The following is a 17,565-nucleotide window of genomic DNA, read 5'->3' on the forward strand; positions in this document are numbered from 1 at the left end:
ATAGATGTGTCAACTGAACCACCGCATTCGCGGGCAAGCCCGCTCCCACAATTTTGATCTGCAGTGTTTGTGAGACCGTGTTCGCTTAGGCCTTGGCAGCCGCCAGGATCAGCGCTTTCATCTCGGCCACAGCCCCCTTGAAACCGACGAACAGGGCATGGGCCACCAGCGCATGGCCGATGTTCAGTTCGTTGATGCCTTTGATTGCGGCTACCGCTTCAACGTTGTGGTAGTGCAGGCCGTGGCCGGCGTTGACGATCAAGCCTTCCTTGAGGCCACAGCTCACGCCGTCGATGATGCGTTGCAGTTCATCAGCCACTTCGGTTGGCGTGGTCGCATCGGCGTAGCGCCCGGTGTGCAGTTCGATTGCCGGTGCGCCAACGCGGCGCGAGGCTTCGATCTGACGCTCGTCGGCATCGATAAACAGCGAAACCTCACTGCCGATCTTCGACAGCCGCTCCACCGCCGCCTTGATCCGCGCCTCTTGGCCAGCCACGTCGAGGCCGCCTTCGGTGGTCAGTTCCTGGCGGGTTTCCGGCACCAGGCAGATGTGCGCCGGACGGATGCGCTCGGCAAACTGCATCATTTCTTCGGTGACGCCCATTTCGAAGTTCATGCGGGTTTGCAGCACGTCCTTGAGCACCAGCACATCACGCTCCTGGATGTGGCGACGGTCTTCGCGCAGGTGCACGGTGATGCCATCGGCGCCTGCTTCTTCGGCGTCCAGCGCGGCCTTGACCGGGTCCGGGTAACGGGTGCCCCGGGCCTGACGCAGGGTGGCGACGTGGTCGATGTTGACGCCAAGAAGAATGCGATTGCTGGTGGTCACGGAAGCGCTCCTGAAAAGGGAAAGAAACGCCGCACAGCATACACGGGGTTGTCAGGGCTTTCGAAACAACTCGCGGCTGACCAGCGGCCGTCCGCCCAAATGCACGGCCAGGGCCTGGCGCATCAGGCGCTTGGCAGCGGACAAGGCGCCGGGCGCTGTCCAGTCGGCCTCGCTCATGGCCAGCAACTCGGTGCCCTGGAACAGACCGGGTTGAAGCAGGTAGACACGTTCAAGACCCGCGTCCACTTGCAGGCGGTACATGCCGTCAGCGGCAATGGGCTCGCCGTGCAAGTCATTGGCCAGCTCAAAGCCGTAGCCCAAATCATCGAGCAGGCGCCATTCGAAGGCGCGCAGCAAGGGCTCGAGCGGGCGGCCTTCGGCAAGGGCGAGCAAGGTGGCGGCATAGTGATCGAACAGCCCCGGGTGCGGATCCTCGGCGGGCAGCAGGCGGGTCAGCAGTTCATTGAGGTACAGGCCACTGAACAACGCATCGCCGTTGAGCCAGGCGGAGGTACCGACGCTTTCCATGCGCCCGACGTTTTTCAGCTCGCCCGTGCCGCGAAACTCCACGTCCAGGGCCACAAATGGTCGCGCCAGCGTACCCGCCTTGCCCCGCGCGCTGCGCAGCACCGCACGCAAGCGACCCTGGGGCGTGAGGAAGTCCACCAGAGCACTGGTCTCGCGGTAGGCGCGGCTGTGCAGGACGTAGGCGGGTTGGCTGGGGAGTGGGGATTGGGACATGGAAGCCTCATTGCAGAACTTAAGAACAGCAACAAACCAATGTGGGAGCGGGCTTGCCCGCGATAGCGGTAGTGAATTCACCACCGCTATCGCAGGCAAGCCAGCTCCCACACAAGCCCGCTCACACAGAGGTTCCGCAGTGTGTCAGAGGTCGCCGTAGCCCAGGGAGCGCAGCGCACGCTCGTCATCGGACCAGCCGCCCTTAACCTTCACCCACAGGTTGAGCATGATCTTGGAGTCGAACAGCAACTCCATGTCCTTGCGCGCCTCGGTGCCGATGCGCTTGATGCGCTCGCCCTTGTCACCAATGATGATTTTCTTCTGGCCATCGCGCTCGACGAGGATCAGCGCATGGATATGCAAGGTCTTGCCCTGCTGCTTGAACTCTTCGATTTCAACGGTGATCTGGTACGGCAACTCGGCGCCCATCTGGCGCATGATTTTCTCGCGCACCAGTTCGGCGGCAAGGAAACGGCTGCTACGGTCGGTGATCTGGTCTTCCGGGAAGAAATGCTCGTTCTCCGGCAGGTGCTCGGCAATCACACGTTCCAGGGCATCGAGGTTGTGCCCGTGCTGGGCCGAGATCGGGATGATCTGCGCGTTCGGCAACTGCTCCTGCAACCACGTCAGGTGCGGCATCAGCTCGGCCTTGTCTTCGATGCGGTCGGTCTTGTTCAGCGCGACGATCAGCGGGCCGGTGACGTACTGCACACGCTCCAGAACCATCTGGTCTTCTTCGGTCCACTTGGTGCGGTCGACCACGAAGATCACTACGTCCACGTCTTTCAACGCCGCGGAAGCGGTCTTGTTCATGTAGCGGTTCAGAGCCTTTTCGCCGCCCTTGTGCATGCCCGGGGTGTCGACGTAGACCGCTTGCACGTTGCCTTCGGTCTTGATGCCCAGCATGTTGTGGCGGGTGGTCTGCGGCTTGCGCGAGGTGATCGCCAGCTTCTGGCCCAGGATGTGGTTCAGCAGCGTGGACTTGCCCACGTTGGGACGGCCGACGATGGCAACATAGCCACAGCGCGTTGCGGTTGATTCAGTCATGGCCATTCTCCACGCCCAGGGCAATCAGTGCTGCTGCAGCCGCTACCTGTTCGGCAATACGACGGCTCACACCCTGACCTCGGCTTTTTTCGTTCAGTAAGGTGACTTCACATTCCACGAAGAACACGCGGCAATGGGGCTCACCCTGGATATCCACCACTTCGTAGCGTGGCAGTTCGCACCCGCGGGACTGCAGGAATTCCTGCAGGCGGGTCTTGGGGTCTTTGTTGGTGTCGACCAGCGTCAGGCTCTCGATCTCGGAGGTCAGCCACGCGGTGACACGTTCCTTGGCCGCTTCGATACCCGCATCGAGGTAGATCGCGCCGATCAACGCTTCGAGCGCATCGGCCAGGATCGATTCACGGCGAAAACCACCGCTTTTCAATTCGCCGGAGCCCAGGCGCAGGTATTCACCCAGGCCAAAGCCACGGGCCAGCACGGCCAGGGTCTCGCCCTTCACCAGGCGTGCGCGCAAGCGCGACAACTGACCTTCACGGGCCTGGGGAAAGCGTTCGAACAACGCCTCGCCTGCGACAAAATTGAGGATGGCATCACCGAGGAATTCCAGGCGCTCGTTATTGCGCCCTGCAAAGCTGCGGTGTGTGAGGGCAAGGACCATCAATTCCTGGTCCTTGAAGGTGTAGCCGAGCTGGCGCTCGAGGCGGCTTAAAGAAACGCTCACGGTTTACCCATATCTGTTTGGTGGCACCGGCGGCCATCGACGATTGACGCAGTGTTCAAATTCAAATCCTGATTGGTACGGCATGGGGGCAGGCCATGAATTGTCCCTCCCCCAGAAAAGCATTCGGCGCTGTGATCACAGCGCCGCCTGTATTACTTGATCAGCCCGACCCGCGAGAAGTTCGGCAGGTGACTGAGCTTCGGTTCCGGCCAGCTCATCCAGACCGCAAAGGCCTTGCCGACGATATTCTGGTCGGGAACCATGCCCAGCAGGTCCTTGGGAATGTTGGGATCATCCCAGTAACGGCTGTCATTGGAGTTGTCACGGTTGTCGCCCATCATGAAGTAGTGCCCGGCAGGCACCTTCCATTCGGTGTCAGGCGGCGAACGGTAGCGGCTCATTTCCTTGCGGATTTCGTGCTCCACCGCACCGAGTTTTTCCTGGTACAACTCGGCGCTGCCCAAGGTGTTCGGCTCGGCACCCAGCAGTTTCTCGGCCACCGACTCACCGTTGATGAACAGCCGCTTGTCGCTGGTGTAGCGAATCACGTCGCCCGGCAGCCCCACCACACGCTTGATGTAGTTGACGTTCGGGTCGCTCGGGTAGCGGAACACCATCACATCGCCGCGCTGCGGATCACCGACTTCGATGATCTTCTTGTCGATCACCGGCAGACGGATCCCGTAGGAAAACTTGTTCACCAGGATGAAGTCGCCCACATCCAGGGTAGGTTTCATCGACCCCGAAGGAATCTGAAACGGCTCCACCAGGAACGAACGCAGCACCAGCACGATGAACAACACCGGGAAGAACGACTTGCCGTATTCAACCAGCAAGGGTTCCTTGTTCAGCTTCTCGATCACCACGCCATCGGGCTGGCTGACGCTACCCTGATAGGACGCGATAGCCGCCCGCCGACGCGGGGCGAAGAACACCAGATCGAGCAACGCCAGGAAACCACAGACGGCTACGGCGATGACCAGCAACAGCGGGAAATTTAGCGACATAGGACCTAACTATCCAACCTGAGCACCGCAAGGAAGGCTTCTTGTGGAACTTCCACGTTACCTACTTGCTTCATGCGTTTTTTACCGGCCTTTTGCTTCTCGAGCAGCTTGCGCTTACGACTGACGTCACCGCCGTAGCATTTGGCCAATACGTTCTTTCTGAGTGCCTTGACGGAGGTCCGCGCAATGATCTGCCCGCCAATGGCGGCCTGGATCGCGACGTCGAACATCTGGCGCGGAATCAGCTCTTTCATCTTCTCGGTCAACTGCCGACCTTTGTAGTGCGCGTTGTCCTTGTGCACGATCAGTGCCAGGGCATCCACCTTGTCACCGTTGATCAGCACGTCCAGTTTCACCAGATTAGCCGATTGGTAGCGATCGAAATGGTAGTCCAGCGAAGCATAGCCGCGACTGGTGGACTTGAGACGGTCGAAGAAGTCCAGGACCACTTCGTTCATCGGCAAATCGTAAGTCACTTGCACCTGGTTACCGAGGAACAGCATGTCGTGTTGCACGCCACGCTTCTCGATGCACAGGGTAATGACGTTGCCCAGGTGTTCCTGCGGCACAAGAATATTGGCCCGCACGATAGGCTCGCGCATATCGTCGATGGAGGACACGTCCGGAAGCTTGGACGGGTTGTCCACGTAAATCGTTTCACCGGTTTTCAGCAACAGCTCAAAAATAACCGTTGGCGCGGTGGTGATCAGGTCCAGGTCGTATTCGCGCTCGAGGCGCTCCTGGATGATTTCCATGTGCAGCATGCCCAGGAAGCCGCAGCGGAAGCCGAAGCCCAGCGCGTCGGAGCTTTCCGGGGTGTATTGCAGGGAAGAGTCGTTGAGGGTCAGCTTTTGCAGCGCCTCGCGGAAGTCTTCGAAGTCGTCCGAACTGACCGGGAACAGACCCGCGTACACCTGTGGCTGAATGCGCTTGAAGCCTGGCAGCACGTCCACTTCAGGGGTGGAGCTCAAGGTCAGGGTGTCACCCACCGGTGCACCATGAATGTCTTTGATGCTGGCGATGATGAAGCCCACTTCACCGGCTTTCAGATCAGCGGTGGCGGTGTGCTTGGGGTTGAACACGCCCACGCTGTCGACCAGATGCACCTTGCCGGTGGACTTGACGAGGATCTTGTCGCCTTTCTTCACGCGACCGTTGCGCACGCGCACCAGGGAAACAACGCCCAGGTAGTTGTCGAACCAGGAGTCGATGATCAAAGCTTGCAGCGGACCTTCGATTTCGCCGGTCGGCGCCGGAATGGTCTGCACCAGGCGTTCGAGCACTTCGTCGACACCCAGGCCGGTCTTGGCGCTGCAGGTCACGGCGTCCGTGGCGTCGATGCCGATGATCTTCTCGATCTCGTCCTTGACGCGCTCGGGCTCGGCCTGGGGCAGGTCGATCTTGTTCAGTACCGGCATCACTTCCAGGCCCTGCTCGATTGCCGTGTAGCAGTTGGCAACCGATTGCGCCTCGACGCCCTGGCCGGCGTCCACCACCAGCAGCGCACCTTCACAGGCCGCCAGGGACCGGCTGACTTCGTAGGTGAAGTCGACGTGGCCCGGGGTGTCAATGAAGTTCAGCTGATAGGTGATGCCGTCTTTGGCCTTGTAATACAGGGTAACGCTGTGGGCCTTGATGGTGATCCCGCGCTCGCGCTCGAGGTCCATGGAGTCCAGCACCTGGGCTTCCATTTCACGCTCGGCGAGGCCGCCGCACATCTGGATGAATCGATCGGCCAGCGTCGACTTGCCATGGTCAATGTGGGCGATGATGGAGAAATTGCGGATATGACTCAAATCACTCACGGGTCAACACTCAAAAAGGCTGCAGGCAGATTGCCCGCCGAAAAATAGCCGGGAATTGTACCTGATGCTCAGCCCAGACGTCATCTTTGCTGACCAGAACAAAAATGCCCCGGCAGGGAGACCGGGGCATTTTTTGTTCATAAGCGCGGTATCAACCGGCCCGGCGTAGCAGCCAGAAGCCGGCCAGGGCACAAATGGCCGTCGGTACCAGCACCGCAAACAGCGGCGAGAAACCGAACACCAGGCTCGAAGGGCCGAGCAGATCCTGAGCAATACGGAAGGTGAAGCCCACCAGCACACCAGTGAATACGCGCTGACCCAGGGTCACCGAGCGCAGCGGACCAAAGATGAACGAGATGGCCATCAGCACCAGCGCAGCGGTCACCACCGGCTGCAACACTTTGACCCAGAACGCCAGCCAGTAACGGCCATTGTTCAGCCCCTGATCCTTCAGATAGTGGATATACCCCCATAGCCCGGAGATCGGCAGGCTTTCGGGGATCATCACGACCGTACTGAGCAATTGAGGCTTTAGAGCGATGTCCCACTGCTCGGTCGGCACGTTGATCACTTCAGTACTGGCCTTGGTGCCTTGGCCGATATTGCGGAAGTAAGTAGTGGTGATATCGGTCAGTTGCCACTTTTCGTCAGTGTATTGCGCACGTTTGGCGAAACTGGACGACAACAGGTGACGCTCCTTGTCGAAGGTGTAGCGCGTCACCCCAATCAGCAGGCCGCCAGGTTGCACGGCGTTGATATGAATGAACTCGTCACCCTGACGGTGCCACAGGCCATGCTTGGAGCTTTGCGCGTCACCCGAACCCTGGGCCAGGGCGCGGTTGGCCTGGGCCGTGGTTTCGGACGGCGGCGCCACGTATTCACCAATCAGCACGCTGCACAGCATCAGCAGCAGCATGGGTTTCATCACCGCCCAGACGATACGACCGATGGACACGCCCGCCGCACGCATGATGGTCAGTTCGCTGTTGCTGGCCAGGCTGCCCAGGCCGATCAGGCAGCCGATCAGCGCGGCCATCGGCATCATGTCGTAGAGACGGCGCGGCGCGGTCAGGGCGACGAAGCTCAATACATCCCAAACCGTGTAGGTATCACTGACATTGCCCACTTCATCGATGAAGGCGAACAACGACGCCAACCCAAGAATGATGCCCAACACCGCCAGGATGGCGATCAGTACGCTGCTACCAATGTAGCGATCGAGCTTAGCCACGAGCCAACTCCTTCTGGCCGCGACGGCTCATCATTTTCAAGCGGATCGGCTCCCAGTAGAGCAACCCAAGGCCGATGGCCAGGAAAATTGCGTGTACCCACCACAGACCCAGGGTCGGCGACAGCTTGCCCTTCTCCAGGGAGCCACGGGCGGAAATCAGGATGGTCAGATAAGCCATGTACAGCAGGATTGCCGGCAACAGCTTGAGGAAACGGCCCTGGCGCGGATTGACGCGCGACAGCGGCACAGCCATCAGGGTCACGATGAACACCAGCAACGGCAGGGAAATACGCCATTGCAGCTCGGCGATGGAACGCAGCTCCTTGCTGCCCAGCAGGTCGGGCGTGGGGATGGCGTCGCGGTCGGTCACTTCATCGCTGACGTCCGGGCGAGCCAGCATCACGCCATAGGTGTCGTACTGGATCGCACGGTAATCGGCCTGACCAGGGCTGCCGTCATAGCGATAGCCATTTTCGAGGATCAGGTAACGGCTGCCGTCCGGACGCACTTCCTGGCGACCGGAATCGGCCACCAGCACGGAAATGCCACGGTCTTTCTTGTCCTGGCCCAGGCGCTTCTCGGAAATGAACACCCCGCCCAGGTTGGCACGGTCATCGGTCAGGGTTTCGGTGTAGGTCACCCGCGTGCCGTCATTGAGTGCCTGGAAACGGCCCGGCTCGAGAGTGTCGAACTCGGTCATGGCGTCCTGCTTGTTGAGTACCAGCTGGAATTGCATCGCGCCCTGGGGCGCCAGGCTCAGGCTCAGCCAGGCCACGATCAGCGCGACACCGGCGGCCGGGATCATGGTCATGCCCAGCAGGCGCTGCTGGCTCATGCCGGTGGCCGACAAGACGGTCATTTCGCTTTCGAGGTACAACCGGCCATAGGCCAGCAGGATCCCGAGAAACAGCCCCAGGGGCAGGATCAGTTGCAGGAAGCCCGGCAGGCGAAAGCCCATGATCAGGAACAGCGACCCCGGATCCAAGGCCCCCGAAGCAGCCTGGGCCAGGTATTTGACGAAACGACCACTCATGATGATGACCAGCAATACCGCACTCACGGCACTCAGGGTCAACAGGACTTCGCGGGACAGATAACGGAAGACGATCAAACCAGACACTCCAGGGTTGTCAGGCTAAGGCGGCCAAACAAGCAAGCATACCGAGTCAGCCTGTTTGCACCAGGCCGACTAAAAAGATGGCGCATTATCCTGTGATTGACCGCGCCTGTCACTGCGCAACCTCGCGCACATGCACAAAGCTGCCGCCAAGGGTTGTCAGCCTCCGCTGGCGAGGTTCAAACTGCGGCCTTTGTCGCTGGCGGTTTACACAGCCGCCAAGCTTTAAAGCCTGGGTACAGACGCCAGGCTCTCAAGACCTTTATAAAGGGACCCGAACATGGAATTGGTTGTAAAAAGCGTTAGCCCCGAAACGTTGAAAACCGCCACCCTCGTGGTCGCTGTCGGCGAAGGCCGCAAGCTCGGCGTTGCCGCCAAACAACTCGACGAACTGAGCGGTGGCGCCATCAGCGCGGTCCTCAAGCGTGGTGACCTGGCCGGCAAAGTGGGCCAGAGTCTGCTGTTGCAAAGCCTGCCCAACCTCAAGGCCGACCGCGTATTGCTGGTGGGCGTGGGCAAGGACGCCGAACTGGGCGACCGCCCGTTCCGCAAAATCGTCAGCGGCATTCTGACTACCCTCAAAGGCCTGGGCGGCAGCGATGCAACCCTGGCGCTCGATGAAATCGTGGTCAAAGGCCGCGATAGCTATGGCAAGACCCGCCTGCTGGCTGAAAGCCTGGTGGACGGCGGTTACATCTTCGACCAGTTCAAGAGCCAGAAAGCCGAACCCCGCGCCCTGAAGAAAATCACCTTGCTGACCATCAAGGCGGCACAGGCTGAAGTTCAACGTGCCGTCACCCATGCCACGGCCATCGCCAACGGCATGTCGTTCACCCGCGACCTGGGCAACCTGCCGCCGAACATCTGCCACCCGACGTTCCTTGGCGAACAGGCCAAGGCACTGGGCAAAGAGTTCAAGGGCCTGAAGGTCGAAGTGCTGGACGAGAAGAAGATCAAGGAACTGGGCATGGGCTCGTTCTATGCCGTAGGCCAGGGCAGCGACCAGCCACCACGCTTGATCGTGATGCAATACAACGGCGGCAAAAAGTCCGAAAAACCTTACGCCCTGGTGGGTAAAGGCATCACCTTCGATACCGGCGGCATCAGCCTCAAGCCGGGTCTGGGCATGGACGAAATGAAGTACGACATGGGCGGTGCCGCCAGCGTGTTCGGCACCCTGCGCGCCGTGCTGGAGCTGAAACTGCCGATCAACCTGGTGTGCATCCTGGCTTGCGCCGAGAACATGCCGAGCGGCGGCGCCACCCGTCCGGGCGACATTGTCACCACCTTGAGCGGCCAGACCGTCGAAATCCTCAACACCGACGCCGAAGGCCGCCTGGTGCTGTGCGATGCCCTGACCTACGCCGAACGCTTCAAGCCGCAGGCCGTGATCGACATCGCCACCCTGACCGGCGCCTGCATCGTCGCCCTGGGCTCCCACACCTCGGGCCTGCTGGGCAACAGCGACGAACTGATCGAGCAACTGCTCAGCGCCGGTAAAGCAGCCGACGACCGCGCCTGGCAACTGCCGCTGTTCGACGAATACCAGGAACAGCTGGACAGCCCGTTCGCCGACATCGCCAACATCGGTGGCCCGAAAGCCGGCACCATCACGGCCGCCTGCTTCCTGTCGCGCTTTGCCAAAAACTTCAACTGGGCCCACCTGGACATCGCCGGCACCGCCTGGACCAGCGGCGGCAAGGACAAGGGCGCCACCGGCCGTCCGGTGCCGTTGCTGACCCAGTACCTGCTGGATCGCGCCAAGACCTGACACTGAAGAATCCGGGGCGGCCCTCACGCCACCCCGGTCTCGGGAACCGCAATGACCCAAGTCGACTTCTATATCCTGCCCAGCGCCGACCCGCTCGCGCGCCTGGACTTCGCCTGCAAACTCACGGAAAAAGCCTGGCGCATGGGCCATCGCATCTACCTGCATTGCAGCGATGCCGCCCAGCGTGACGAGCTTGACGCACGCCTGTGGCGCTTCAAGGGCGAAAGCTTTGTGCCCCACGGCCCCGCCGAGTCGGAACCCGAAGGCCTGGTGGTGCTGGGTTTGGGCAATAGCTGCGGCGATCACAAGGACCTGCTGGTCAACCTGGACCTGAAAGTGCCGTCCTTCGCCAAATCTTTCGCCCGCGTGGCGGAAGTGGTGGTGGAAGACCCGGCTATTCGTCAGGCCGCGCGGGAGAGTTTCCGTTTCTATCGGGAACAGGGCTATCCTTTGCAGGATCACCGGCTACAACGACTTTGAGTACACGATGGACACGCCAAATCCTCTAAAAAAAGATGACCACCTGCTGGATGACCTCGAGTCGATCCGCCAGTTGTTGGGTGATGATGACTTGCAACCGCCGCTGCTGACCGAATCGGTCGAGGGCGAGGTACAGATTCCGCTGTTGTTCGATATGGTCGGCGGCAAACCCGCAGCGCCGGAGCCTGCCGAGGCAGCGCCCATTGCAGAAGAAGCCCCCGCTGCGGTTGAAAAAGCCCCGGACGCCCTGCTGCTGCACCTGGACAACGAGCTACGCGCCGCTGCGCAACTGATCATGCAGGACGTGATCGACGACTTTGCCCCGCATATCGAGACCGAGATCAAGCGTCGGCTGGATGCGCGGATGGAGCGATTGCTCAGCCAGTACCAATCCTGAGACAGACATAGATCTCCTGTGGGAGCTGGCTTGTCGGGTCGCCGCATCGCTGCGATAGCGGTGTCTCAGTCACTGATGAGTTGACTGACAGGTAGCTATCGCAGGCAAGCCAGCTCCCACATTGTTATGCATCGACCTTTAGACCGTCTTCAACTCGCCCTCCACGCCCTGCCCCGTTATACTTGCCGGCTTTCCTGAATAAATGCCAACTAGGGTCCCGCCGCGCATGGATAAGACCTACCAGCCGCACGCTATCGAAACTTCCTGGTACCAGACCTGGGAATCCGAGAATTATTTCGCCCCGCAAGGCGCGGGCGATTCCTACACCATCATGATTCCGCCACCGAACGTCACTGGCAGCCTGCACATGGGCCATGGCTTCAACAATGCGATCATGGACGCGTTGATCCGTTTCCGCCGCATGCAGGGCCGCAACACCCTGTGGCAGCCAGGCACCGACCACGCCGGTATCGCCACCCAGATGCTGGTGGAGCGTCAACTCGAAGCCACGGGCCAGAACCGCCACGACCTGGGCCGCGAGAAATTCCTGGAAAAAATCTGGGAATGGAAGGACCAGTCCGGTGGCAACATCAGCCGTCAGATCCGTCGTCTGGGTTCGTCCGTCGACTGGAGCCGCGAGCGCTTCACCATGGACGACGGCCTTTCGGAAGCCGTAAAAGAAGCCTTCGTACGCCTGCACGAAGACGGCCTGATCTACCGCGGCAAGCGCCTGGTCAACTGGGACACCAAGTTGCACACGGCGATTTCCGACCTCGAAGTGGAAAACCACGACGAGAAAGGCTTCCTCTGGAACCTCAAGTACCCATTGGCCGACGGCGCCAAGACCGCTGAAGGCAATGACTTCCTGATCGTCGCCACCACCCGTCCGGAAACCATGCTCGGCGATTCCGCCGTCGCGGTTAACCCGAACGACGCGCGTTACCAGGCCCTGATCGGCAAGTTCGTCGAGCTGCCGCTGGTTGGCCGTCGCATCCCGATCATCGCGGACGACTACTGCGACCCTGAATTCGGCACCGGCTGCGTGAAAATCACCCCGGCCCACGATTTCAACGACTATGAAGTCGGCAAGCGTCACAACCTGCCGTTGCTGAACATCTTCGACAAGAACGCCTCCGTGTTGCCGGCCTGCCAGGTGTTCAACCTGGACGGTACGCTGAACGAGAGCATCGACGGCAAGATTCCGGCTGAATTCGCCGGCCTCGACCGTTTCGAAGCACGCAAGCAGATCGTTGCCGCCTTCGACGCCGCCGGCCTGCTGATCAGCGTCGACGACCACGGCCTGAAAGTGCCGAAGGGCGACCGCTCCGGCACCGTGATCGAACCGTGGCTGACCGACCAATGGTACGTGTCCACCCAAGCGCTGGCCGAACCGGCCATTGCCGCAGTGGAAGACGGCCGCATCCAGTTCGTGCCCAAGCAATACGAGAACATGTACTTCTCGTGGATGCGCGACATCCAGGATTGGTGCATCAGCCGTCAGCTGTGGTGGGGCCACCGCATTCCGGCCTGGTACGACGCTTCGGGCAAGGTCTACGTGGGCCGCGACGAAGCCGAAGTGCGCGCCAAGCACAACCTCGGCCCGGACGTTGCGCTGCAACAGGACAACGACGTACTGGACACCTGGTTCAGCTCGGGCCTGTGGACCTTCTCAACCCTCGGCTGGCCGGAAAAAACCGACGCCCTCAAGACCTTCCACCCGACCGACGTGCTGGTATCGGGTTTCGACATCATTTTCTTCTGGGTTGCCCGGATGATCATGCTGACCATGCACCTGGTGAAGAACGAGGATGGCACGCCGCAGGTCCCGTTCAAGACCGTCTACATGCACGGCCTGGTGCGTGATGGACAGGGCCAGAAGATGTCCAAGTCCAAGGGCAACGTCCTGGACCCGCTGGACATCATTGATGGCATCGACCTGGAATCCCTGGTGCAGAAACGCACTTCGGGCCTGATGCAGCCAAAACTGGCGAAGAAGATCGAGAAGCAGACCCGCGACGAATTCGCCGATGGCATCGCCAGCTACGGCACCGACGCACTGCGTTTTACCTTCTGCTCGCTGGCGTCCACCGGTCGCGACATCAAGTTCGACATGGGCCGCGTCGAAGGCTATCGCAATTTCTGCAACAAGATCTGGAACGCTGCACGCTACGTGCTGGACAAAGGCGAAGACTGCGGTCAGAACGGCGAAGCCGTCGAATTGAGCCTGGCTGATCGCTGGATCATCTCGCAATTGCAGCGCACCGAAGCCGAAGTGACCCGCCAGCTCGACCAGTTCCGTTTCGACCTGGCCGCGCAGTCCTTGTACGAGTTCATCTGGAACCAGTATTGCGACTGGTACCTGGAACTGTCCAAGCCCGTGCTGTGGGACGAAAACGCGCCAATCGAACGCCAGCGCGGCACTCGCCGCACTCTGGTGCGCGTGCTGGAAGTGGCGCTGCGCCTGGCGCACCCGTTCATGCCGTTCATCACCGAAGAAATCTGGCAGCGTCTCGCGCCGCTGGCCGGCATTCAGGGCAAGACCATCATGCTGCAACCTTGGCCGGTGGCCAACGAAGCGCGCATCGACGAGGCCGCCGAAAGCGATATCGAATGGCTCAAGACCCTGATGCTCGGCACGCGCAACATCCGCGCCGAAATGAACATCGGACCAGGCAAGCCACTGGCGGTGTTCGTGAAGAACGCCAGCGCTGAAGATCAGCGCCGTCTTGGCGAGAACGATGCGCTGCTCAAGAAGCTGGCGAAGCTGGAGTCCATCACCGTATTGGCAACCGATGCCGAAGCACCGCTGTCTGCCACCGCCCTGGTCGGTGAGATGGAAGTGCTGGTGCCAATGGCCGGCTTGATCGACAAGGCTGCGGAACTGGCCCGTCTCGACAAGGAGATCGCGCGCCTGCAAGGCGAAGTGCAGCGAGTGGGCGGCAAGCTGTCCAACGCGGCGTTCGTCGACAAGGCGCCGGCCGAGGTGATCGAGAAGGAGCGCGCCAAACTGACCGAGGCCGAACAGGCACTGGGCAAGCTGGCGGAGCAACATGCGCGGATTTCGAGCCTGTAAGGTGCGAGTCGCTTAAAAAGAGACCTTCGGGTCTCTTTTTTTTGCCTTGAAAACATCACGCCCAGCTGAACACCCGTAGTTGACCGGGTTGAGCTCAGGATGTGTGACAATGTCCGCCACTTTGAGTCCAGTACCCGAATCATCATGACCGCCCCAACCTCGCCCAAACCACCCCGCAAGAAGCCCAACGCCGTGACGCCGGCCAAGCCCGTCACGGTGCGCAAAGAAGCCACCTTGCACCCACGCAATCGCCATCAGGGCCGTTACGACTTCCCGGCATTGATCAAGACCACGCCGGAGCTGGCGAAATTCGTGATCATCAACCCCTATGGCAAGGAAAGCATCGACTTCGCCAGCCCGGACGCAGTGCGCGTCTTCAACCGAGCGCTGCTGAAAGCGTTCTATGGCATTCAGCACTGGGACATCCCGGCCGACTACCTGTGCCCGCCCGTACCAGGTCGCGCCGACTATGTGCACTTCCTCGCCGACCTGCTGGCCAGCGTCAACGAAGGCGTGATTCCCCGCGGCGCGCCTGTGAAGGTGCTCGACGTGGGCATGGGCGCCAACTGCGTCTACCCGCTGATCGGCTACAGCGATTACCGCTGGCACTTCCTCGGATCCGAGATCGACGCCACCGCCCTGGCGTCCGCCAAGGCCATTGTGCAATCCAACGGGCTGAACAAGGCCATCCAATTGCGCCAGCAAACCAACCCCAAGCAGATCCTGCTGGGCCTGCTGGAGCCGGGCGAACGGTTTGACCTGACGATGTGCAACCCACCCTTCCATGCCTCGCTGGAGGAAGCCACGCGAGGCAGCCAGCGCAAATGGCGTGCCTTGGGCAAAGCCGATCCAAAACGCAAGTTGCCGGTACTGAATTTCGGTGGCCAGGCGGCCGAGCTTTGGTGTGAGGGCGGCGAAGCGCGATTCGTCACGCAACTGATCGCTGAAAGCGCACAAATCGGCCATCGGGTCTTGTGGTTCAGCACCCTGGTGTCAAAAGCATCGAACCTGCCAGCCATCGAAACCGCACTGAAAAAGGCCGGCGTGCTGGAAAGCCAAGTGGTGGAGATGTCTCAGGGGCAGAAACAGAGTCGTTTTGTCGCCTGGACCTTCCAGACCCACAACGAACAACAGGTGTGGCGCCAAGGCTGGGCATCCAAGCGCTGATAAATCACAGGCAACAAAAAACCGTGCCTGGATCGCTCCAGAGCACGGTTTTTTTTGCGGCGTCTTACTTGTTGATGCTGTCGGTCAGCACTTTGGCTGGAACGAACTTCACCACTTTCTTGGCAGCGATTTCGATGGCAGCGCCAGTCGAAGGGTTGCGGCCGGTACGGGCAGGACGCTCGGTCACTTTCAGTTTGCCGATGCCTGGCAGAGTGATTTCGGCGCCGTTTTCCAGCTGATCGGCAACGATCTGGCCCAGTTGTTCCAGAGCTGCGCGCGCGGTGGTTTTTGGCGCGTCGATAGCTTCAGCGATATCAGCGATCAGTTGGTCTTTAGTCAAAGCCATTGTGGTGTTCCTTCCCTATCAAATTCATATGGATTGCAGAGTGCAGTGTCAGCCGTCGAGCCTGACCGTCTAGGCCTGGCACCCCCGGCCATAACCACGGAGATCGGGGTTATAGATGCCTGAAACGGGGATTGGTTCGACCTGACAGATGCTGAATGCACGCTTAACGCCGATACTTGGCGTAAGACGGGGCAAAACTAGCACAGAGACGGGGAAATATCCGCTTCTACCTACCCATTTGGTCAGCTTTATCGCTCTAAACCGTGAAAAAAAGGCATATGACCCGTCGGAGACCACCCAAAATGGCCTTCGAAGCGCGTCTTGGCCAATGGGTGCGGTACACTGGGCGACTTTTCGGGGAGGCCCACCGCTCCCCTTCAACCAGCCGAGAAGCCCATGCCGATCCGTCATTGCATCGTCCACCTGATCGACAAAAAACCCGACGGCACACCCGCAGTTCTTCATGCCCGCGATTCGGAATTGTCCGAGTCGGCCGCCATCGAGAACATGCTTGCCGACCTCAACGAGAGCTACAACGCCAAACAAGGCAAGGCCTGGGGCTTTTTCCACGCCGAGTCCGGCGCGCACCCGTTCAGCGGCTGGTTGAAGGATTATTTCGACGGTGGCCAGGACTTCACCACGTTCAGCCGCACCGCAGTCGAGCACCTGCAGAAGCTGATGGAGGAGTCCAACCTGTCCACCGGCGGCCATGTGCTGTTTGCCCACTACCAACAAGGCATGACTGACTACCTGGCCATCGCCCTGCTGCACCACAGCGAAGGCGTAGCGGTAACCGACGAGCTGGACGTGACCCCTTCGCGCCATCTGGACCTGGGCCAGTTGCACCTGGCAGCGAGGATCAACGTGTCCGAGTGGCAGAACAACAAACAATCCAAGCAGTACATTTCGTTCATCAAGGGCAAGAACGGCAAGAAGGTCTCGGAATATTTCCGTGACTTCATCGGTTGCCAGGAGGGCGTCGACGGCCCCGGCGAGACCCGCACCCTGCTCAAGGCATTCAGCGACTTCGTCGAAAGCGAAGACCTGCCGGACGAATCCGCCCGCGAAAAAACCAAGACCCTGGTCGATTACGCCAGCAGCCAGGCCAAGCTGGGCGAACCCATGGGCCTGGAGGAACTGTCGGGGCTGATCGATGAAGATCGACCAAAAGCCTTCTATGACCACATCCGCAACAAGGACTACGGCCTGTCGCCGGAAATCCCGGCGGACAAACGCACCCTCAACCAGTTTCGCCGCTTTACCGGGCGTGCCGAAGGCTTGTCCATCAGCTTCGAAGCGCATTTGCTGGGCGACAAGATCGAGTATGACGAAGCCGCCGGCACCTTGATCATCAAGGGCCTGCCGACCCAATTGACCGACCAGCTCAAGCGCCGCAACTGATGCTCGGCGGGGTCTTCAAGAAAGTCCTGCTGGTCTTGCTCGTGGTGGTGGTGTTCCAAAACTGGGGCAAGATCGAGCGGGTGTTCAACCCCTCGCAGGTGGTGCCGGAGCACGTACGCGCCTCGGCTCGCGTGACACTCTATGCCACCGAGTGGTGTGGCTACTGCAAGCAGATCCGCCGGTTCCTCGATCAGAAGGGCATTCCGTACCAGGCCTTCGACATCGAGAAAGACGCCCAGGCGCGCAAGGCGTATGAGGCGCTGGGGGGCGGCGGGATTCCGTTTGTGGACGTGAATGGGGTGTTGATTCGGGATTACAGCCCTGACGCGATCATGGCCGCACTGAAATAACCCACACCTTGGGAGCCAGCTTGTGTGGGAACTCTATCGTTGGCGAGAAAGTGCCCGGCGCATTGACCCTGCTGACAGCGTTTTTCCCGCCACTGCCAATCCCTTGTGGGAGTTGTCGAGC

At 60.4% G+C, this 17,565-nt stretch carries 16 protein-coding genes; 7 read left to right on the forward strand and 9 right to left on the reverse strand.

Features of this window, described 5'->3' with window-relative positions; all coding sequences use genetic code 11:
• Positions 1 to 85: 85 nt before the first annotated feature.
• The 8 genes from pdxJ to lptF form a co-directional block, all read right to left on the reverse strand.
• Positions 86 to 829 (reverse strand): pyridoxine 5'-phosphate synthase, encoded by a 744-nt coding sequence (gene pdxJ / locus ACW9IN_RS28550; RefSeq protein WP_095014831.1) that lies wholly within the window; start codon positions 827 to 829, stop codon positions 86 to 88.
• A 51-nt stretch (positions 830 to 880) separates the two neighbouring features.
• The gene (recO, locus tag ACW9IN_RS28555; RefSeq protein WP_457368989.1) at positions 881 to 1,570 is read right to left on the reverse strand and encodes a DNA repair protein RecO; all 690 of its coding nucleotides are present in this window, start codon (positions 1,568 to 1,570) and stop codon (positions 881 to 883) included.
• A 144-nt stretch (positions 1,571 to 1,714) separates the two neighbouring features.
• Positions 1,715 to 2,617: a GTPase Era gene (gene era / locus ACW9IN_RS28560; RefSeq protein ID WP_457368990.1), complete on the reverse strand. Its 903-nt coding sequence runs from the start codon at positions 2,615 to 2,617 to the stop codon at positions 1,715 to 1,717.
• Positions 2,610 to 3,299, reverse strand: a complete 690-nt coding sequence (gene rnc / locus ACW9IN_RS28565) for a ribonuclease III (RefSeq protein ID WP_457368991.1) — start codon at positions 3,297 to 3,299, stop codon at positions 2,610 to 2,612. The genes era and rnc overlap by 8 nt, the downstream gene beginning before the upstream one ends.
• Positions 3,300 to 3,451: 152 nt before the next feature.
• A complete protein-coding gene (gene lepB / locus ACW9IN_RS28570) occupies positions 3,452 to 4,306 on the reverse strand; it encodes a signal peptidase I (protein WP_457368992.1) in 855 nt (284 codons plus the stop codon).
• A 5-nt stretch (positions 4,307 to 4,311) separates the two neighbouring features.
• Complete coding sequence (gene lepA / locus ACW9IN_RS28575) at positions 4,312 to 6,111, reverse strand: translation elongation factor 4 (protein WP_457368993.1); 1,800 nt, start codon at positions 6,109 to 6,111, stop codon at positions 4,312 to 4,314.
• A 151-nt stretch (positions 6,112 to 6,262) separates the two neighbouring features.
• The gene (lptG, locus tag ACW9IN_RS28580; protein WP_457368994.1) at positions 6,263 to 7,342 is read right to left on the reverse strand and encodes an LPS export ABC transporter permease LptG; all 1,080 of its coding nucleotides are present in this window, start codon (positions 7,340 to 7,342) and stop codon (positions 6,263 to 6,265) included.
• Entirely contained in the window at positions 7,335 to 8,453 is a 1,119-nt protein-coding gene (gene lptF / locus ACW9IN_RS28585) for an LPS export ABC transporter permease LptF (RefSeq protein WP_457368995.1), read from the reverse strand. The genes lptG and lptF overlap by 8 nt, the downstream gene beginning before the upstream one ends.
• 286 nt (positions 8,454 to 8,739) lie before the next feature.
• Between lptF and ACW9IN_RS28590 the strand changes: the two genes are divergently transcribed.
• The 5 genes from ACW9IN_RS28590 (at position 8,740) to rlmF (ending at position 15,347) form a co-directional block, all read left to right on the forward strand.
• Positions 8,740 to 10,230 (forward strand): leucyl aminopeptidase, encoded by a 1,491-nt coding sequence (locus ACW9IN_RS28590; protein ID WP_457368996.1) that lies wholly within the window; start codon positions 8,740 to 8,742, stop codon positions 10,228 to 10,230.
• A 51-nt stretch (positions 10,231 to 10,281) separates the two neighbouring features.
• Positions 10,282 to 10,710: a DNA polymerase III subunit chi gene (locus ACW9IN_RS28595; RefSeq protein ID WP_457368997.1), complete on the forward strand. Its 429-nt coding sequence runs from the start codon at positions 10,282 to 10,284 to the stop codon at positions 10,708 to 10,710.
• A gap of 7 nt (positions 10,711 to 10,717) precedes the next feature.
• Positions 10,718 to 11,107, forward strand: a complete 390-nt coding sequence (locus ACW9IN_RS28600) for a DNA polymerase III subunit chi (RefSeq protein WP_457368998.1) — start codon at positions 10,718 to 10,720, stop codon at positions 11,105 to 11,107.
• A 226-nt stretch (positions 11,108 to 11,333) separates the two neighbouring features.
• A complete protein-coding gene (locus ACW9IN_RS28605) occupies positions 11,334 to 14,180 on the forward strand; it encodes a valine--tRNA ligase (RefSeq protein ID WP_457368999.1) in 2,847 nt (948 codons plus the stop codon).
• A 144-nt stretch (positions 14,181 to 14,324) separates the two neighbouring features.
• The gene (rlmF, locus tag ACW9IN_RS28610; RefSeq protein WP_457369000.1) at positions 14,325 to 15,347 is read left to right on the forward strand and encodes a 23S rRNA (adenine(1618)-N(6))-methyltransferase RlmF; all 1,023 of its coding nucleotides are present in this window, start codon (positions 14,325 to 14,327) and stop codon (positions 15,345 to 15,347) included.
• A gap of 64 nt (positions 15,348 to 15,411) precedes the next feature.
• Here rlmF and ACW9IN_RS28615 read toward each other — a convergent pair whose 3' ends face one another.
• On the reverse strand, positions 15,412 to 15,693 hold the full coding sequence (locus ACW9IN_RS28615) for an HU family DNA-binding protein (protein ID WP_457369001.1): 282 nt from the start codon (positions 15,691 to 15,693) through the stop codon (positions 15,412 to 15,414).
• Positions 15,694 to 16,089: 396 nt separating this feature from the next.
• Here ACW9IN_RS28615 and yejK point away from each other — a divergent pair, with 396 nt between their 5' ends.
• Both yejK and ACW9IN_RS28625 read left to right on the forward strand, forming a co-directional pair.
• Entirely contained in the window at positions 16,090 to 17,094 is a 1,005-nt protein-coding gene (gene yejK / locus ACW9IN_RS28620; protein ID WP_177016398.1) for a nucleoid-associated protein YejK, read from the forward strand.
• Positions 17,094 to 17,444 carry a glutaredoxin family protein gene (locus ACW9IN_RS28625; protein WP_457369002.1) on the forward strand — a complete coding sequence of 117 codons (351 nt, stop codon included), beginning with the start codon at positions 17,094 to 17,096 and terminating at the stop codon, positions 17,442 to 17,444. Before yejK ends, ACW9IN_RS28625 begins: the two co-directional genes overlap by 1 nt.
• The last annotated feature ends 121 nt before the right edge of the window (positions 17,445 to 17,565 follow it).

It is taken from the genome of Pseudomonas sp. SDO5271_S396, from assembly GCF_054071795.1.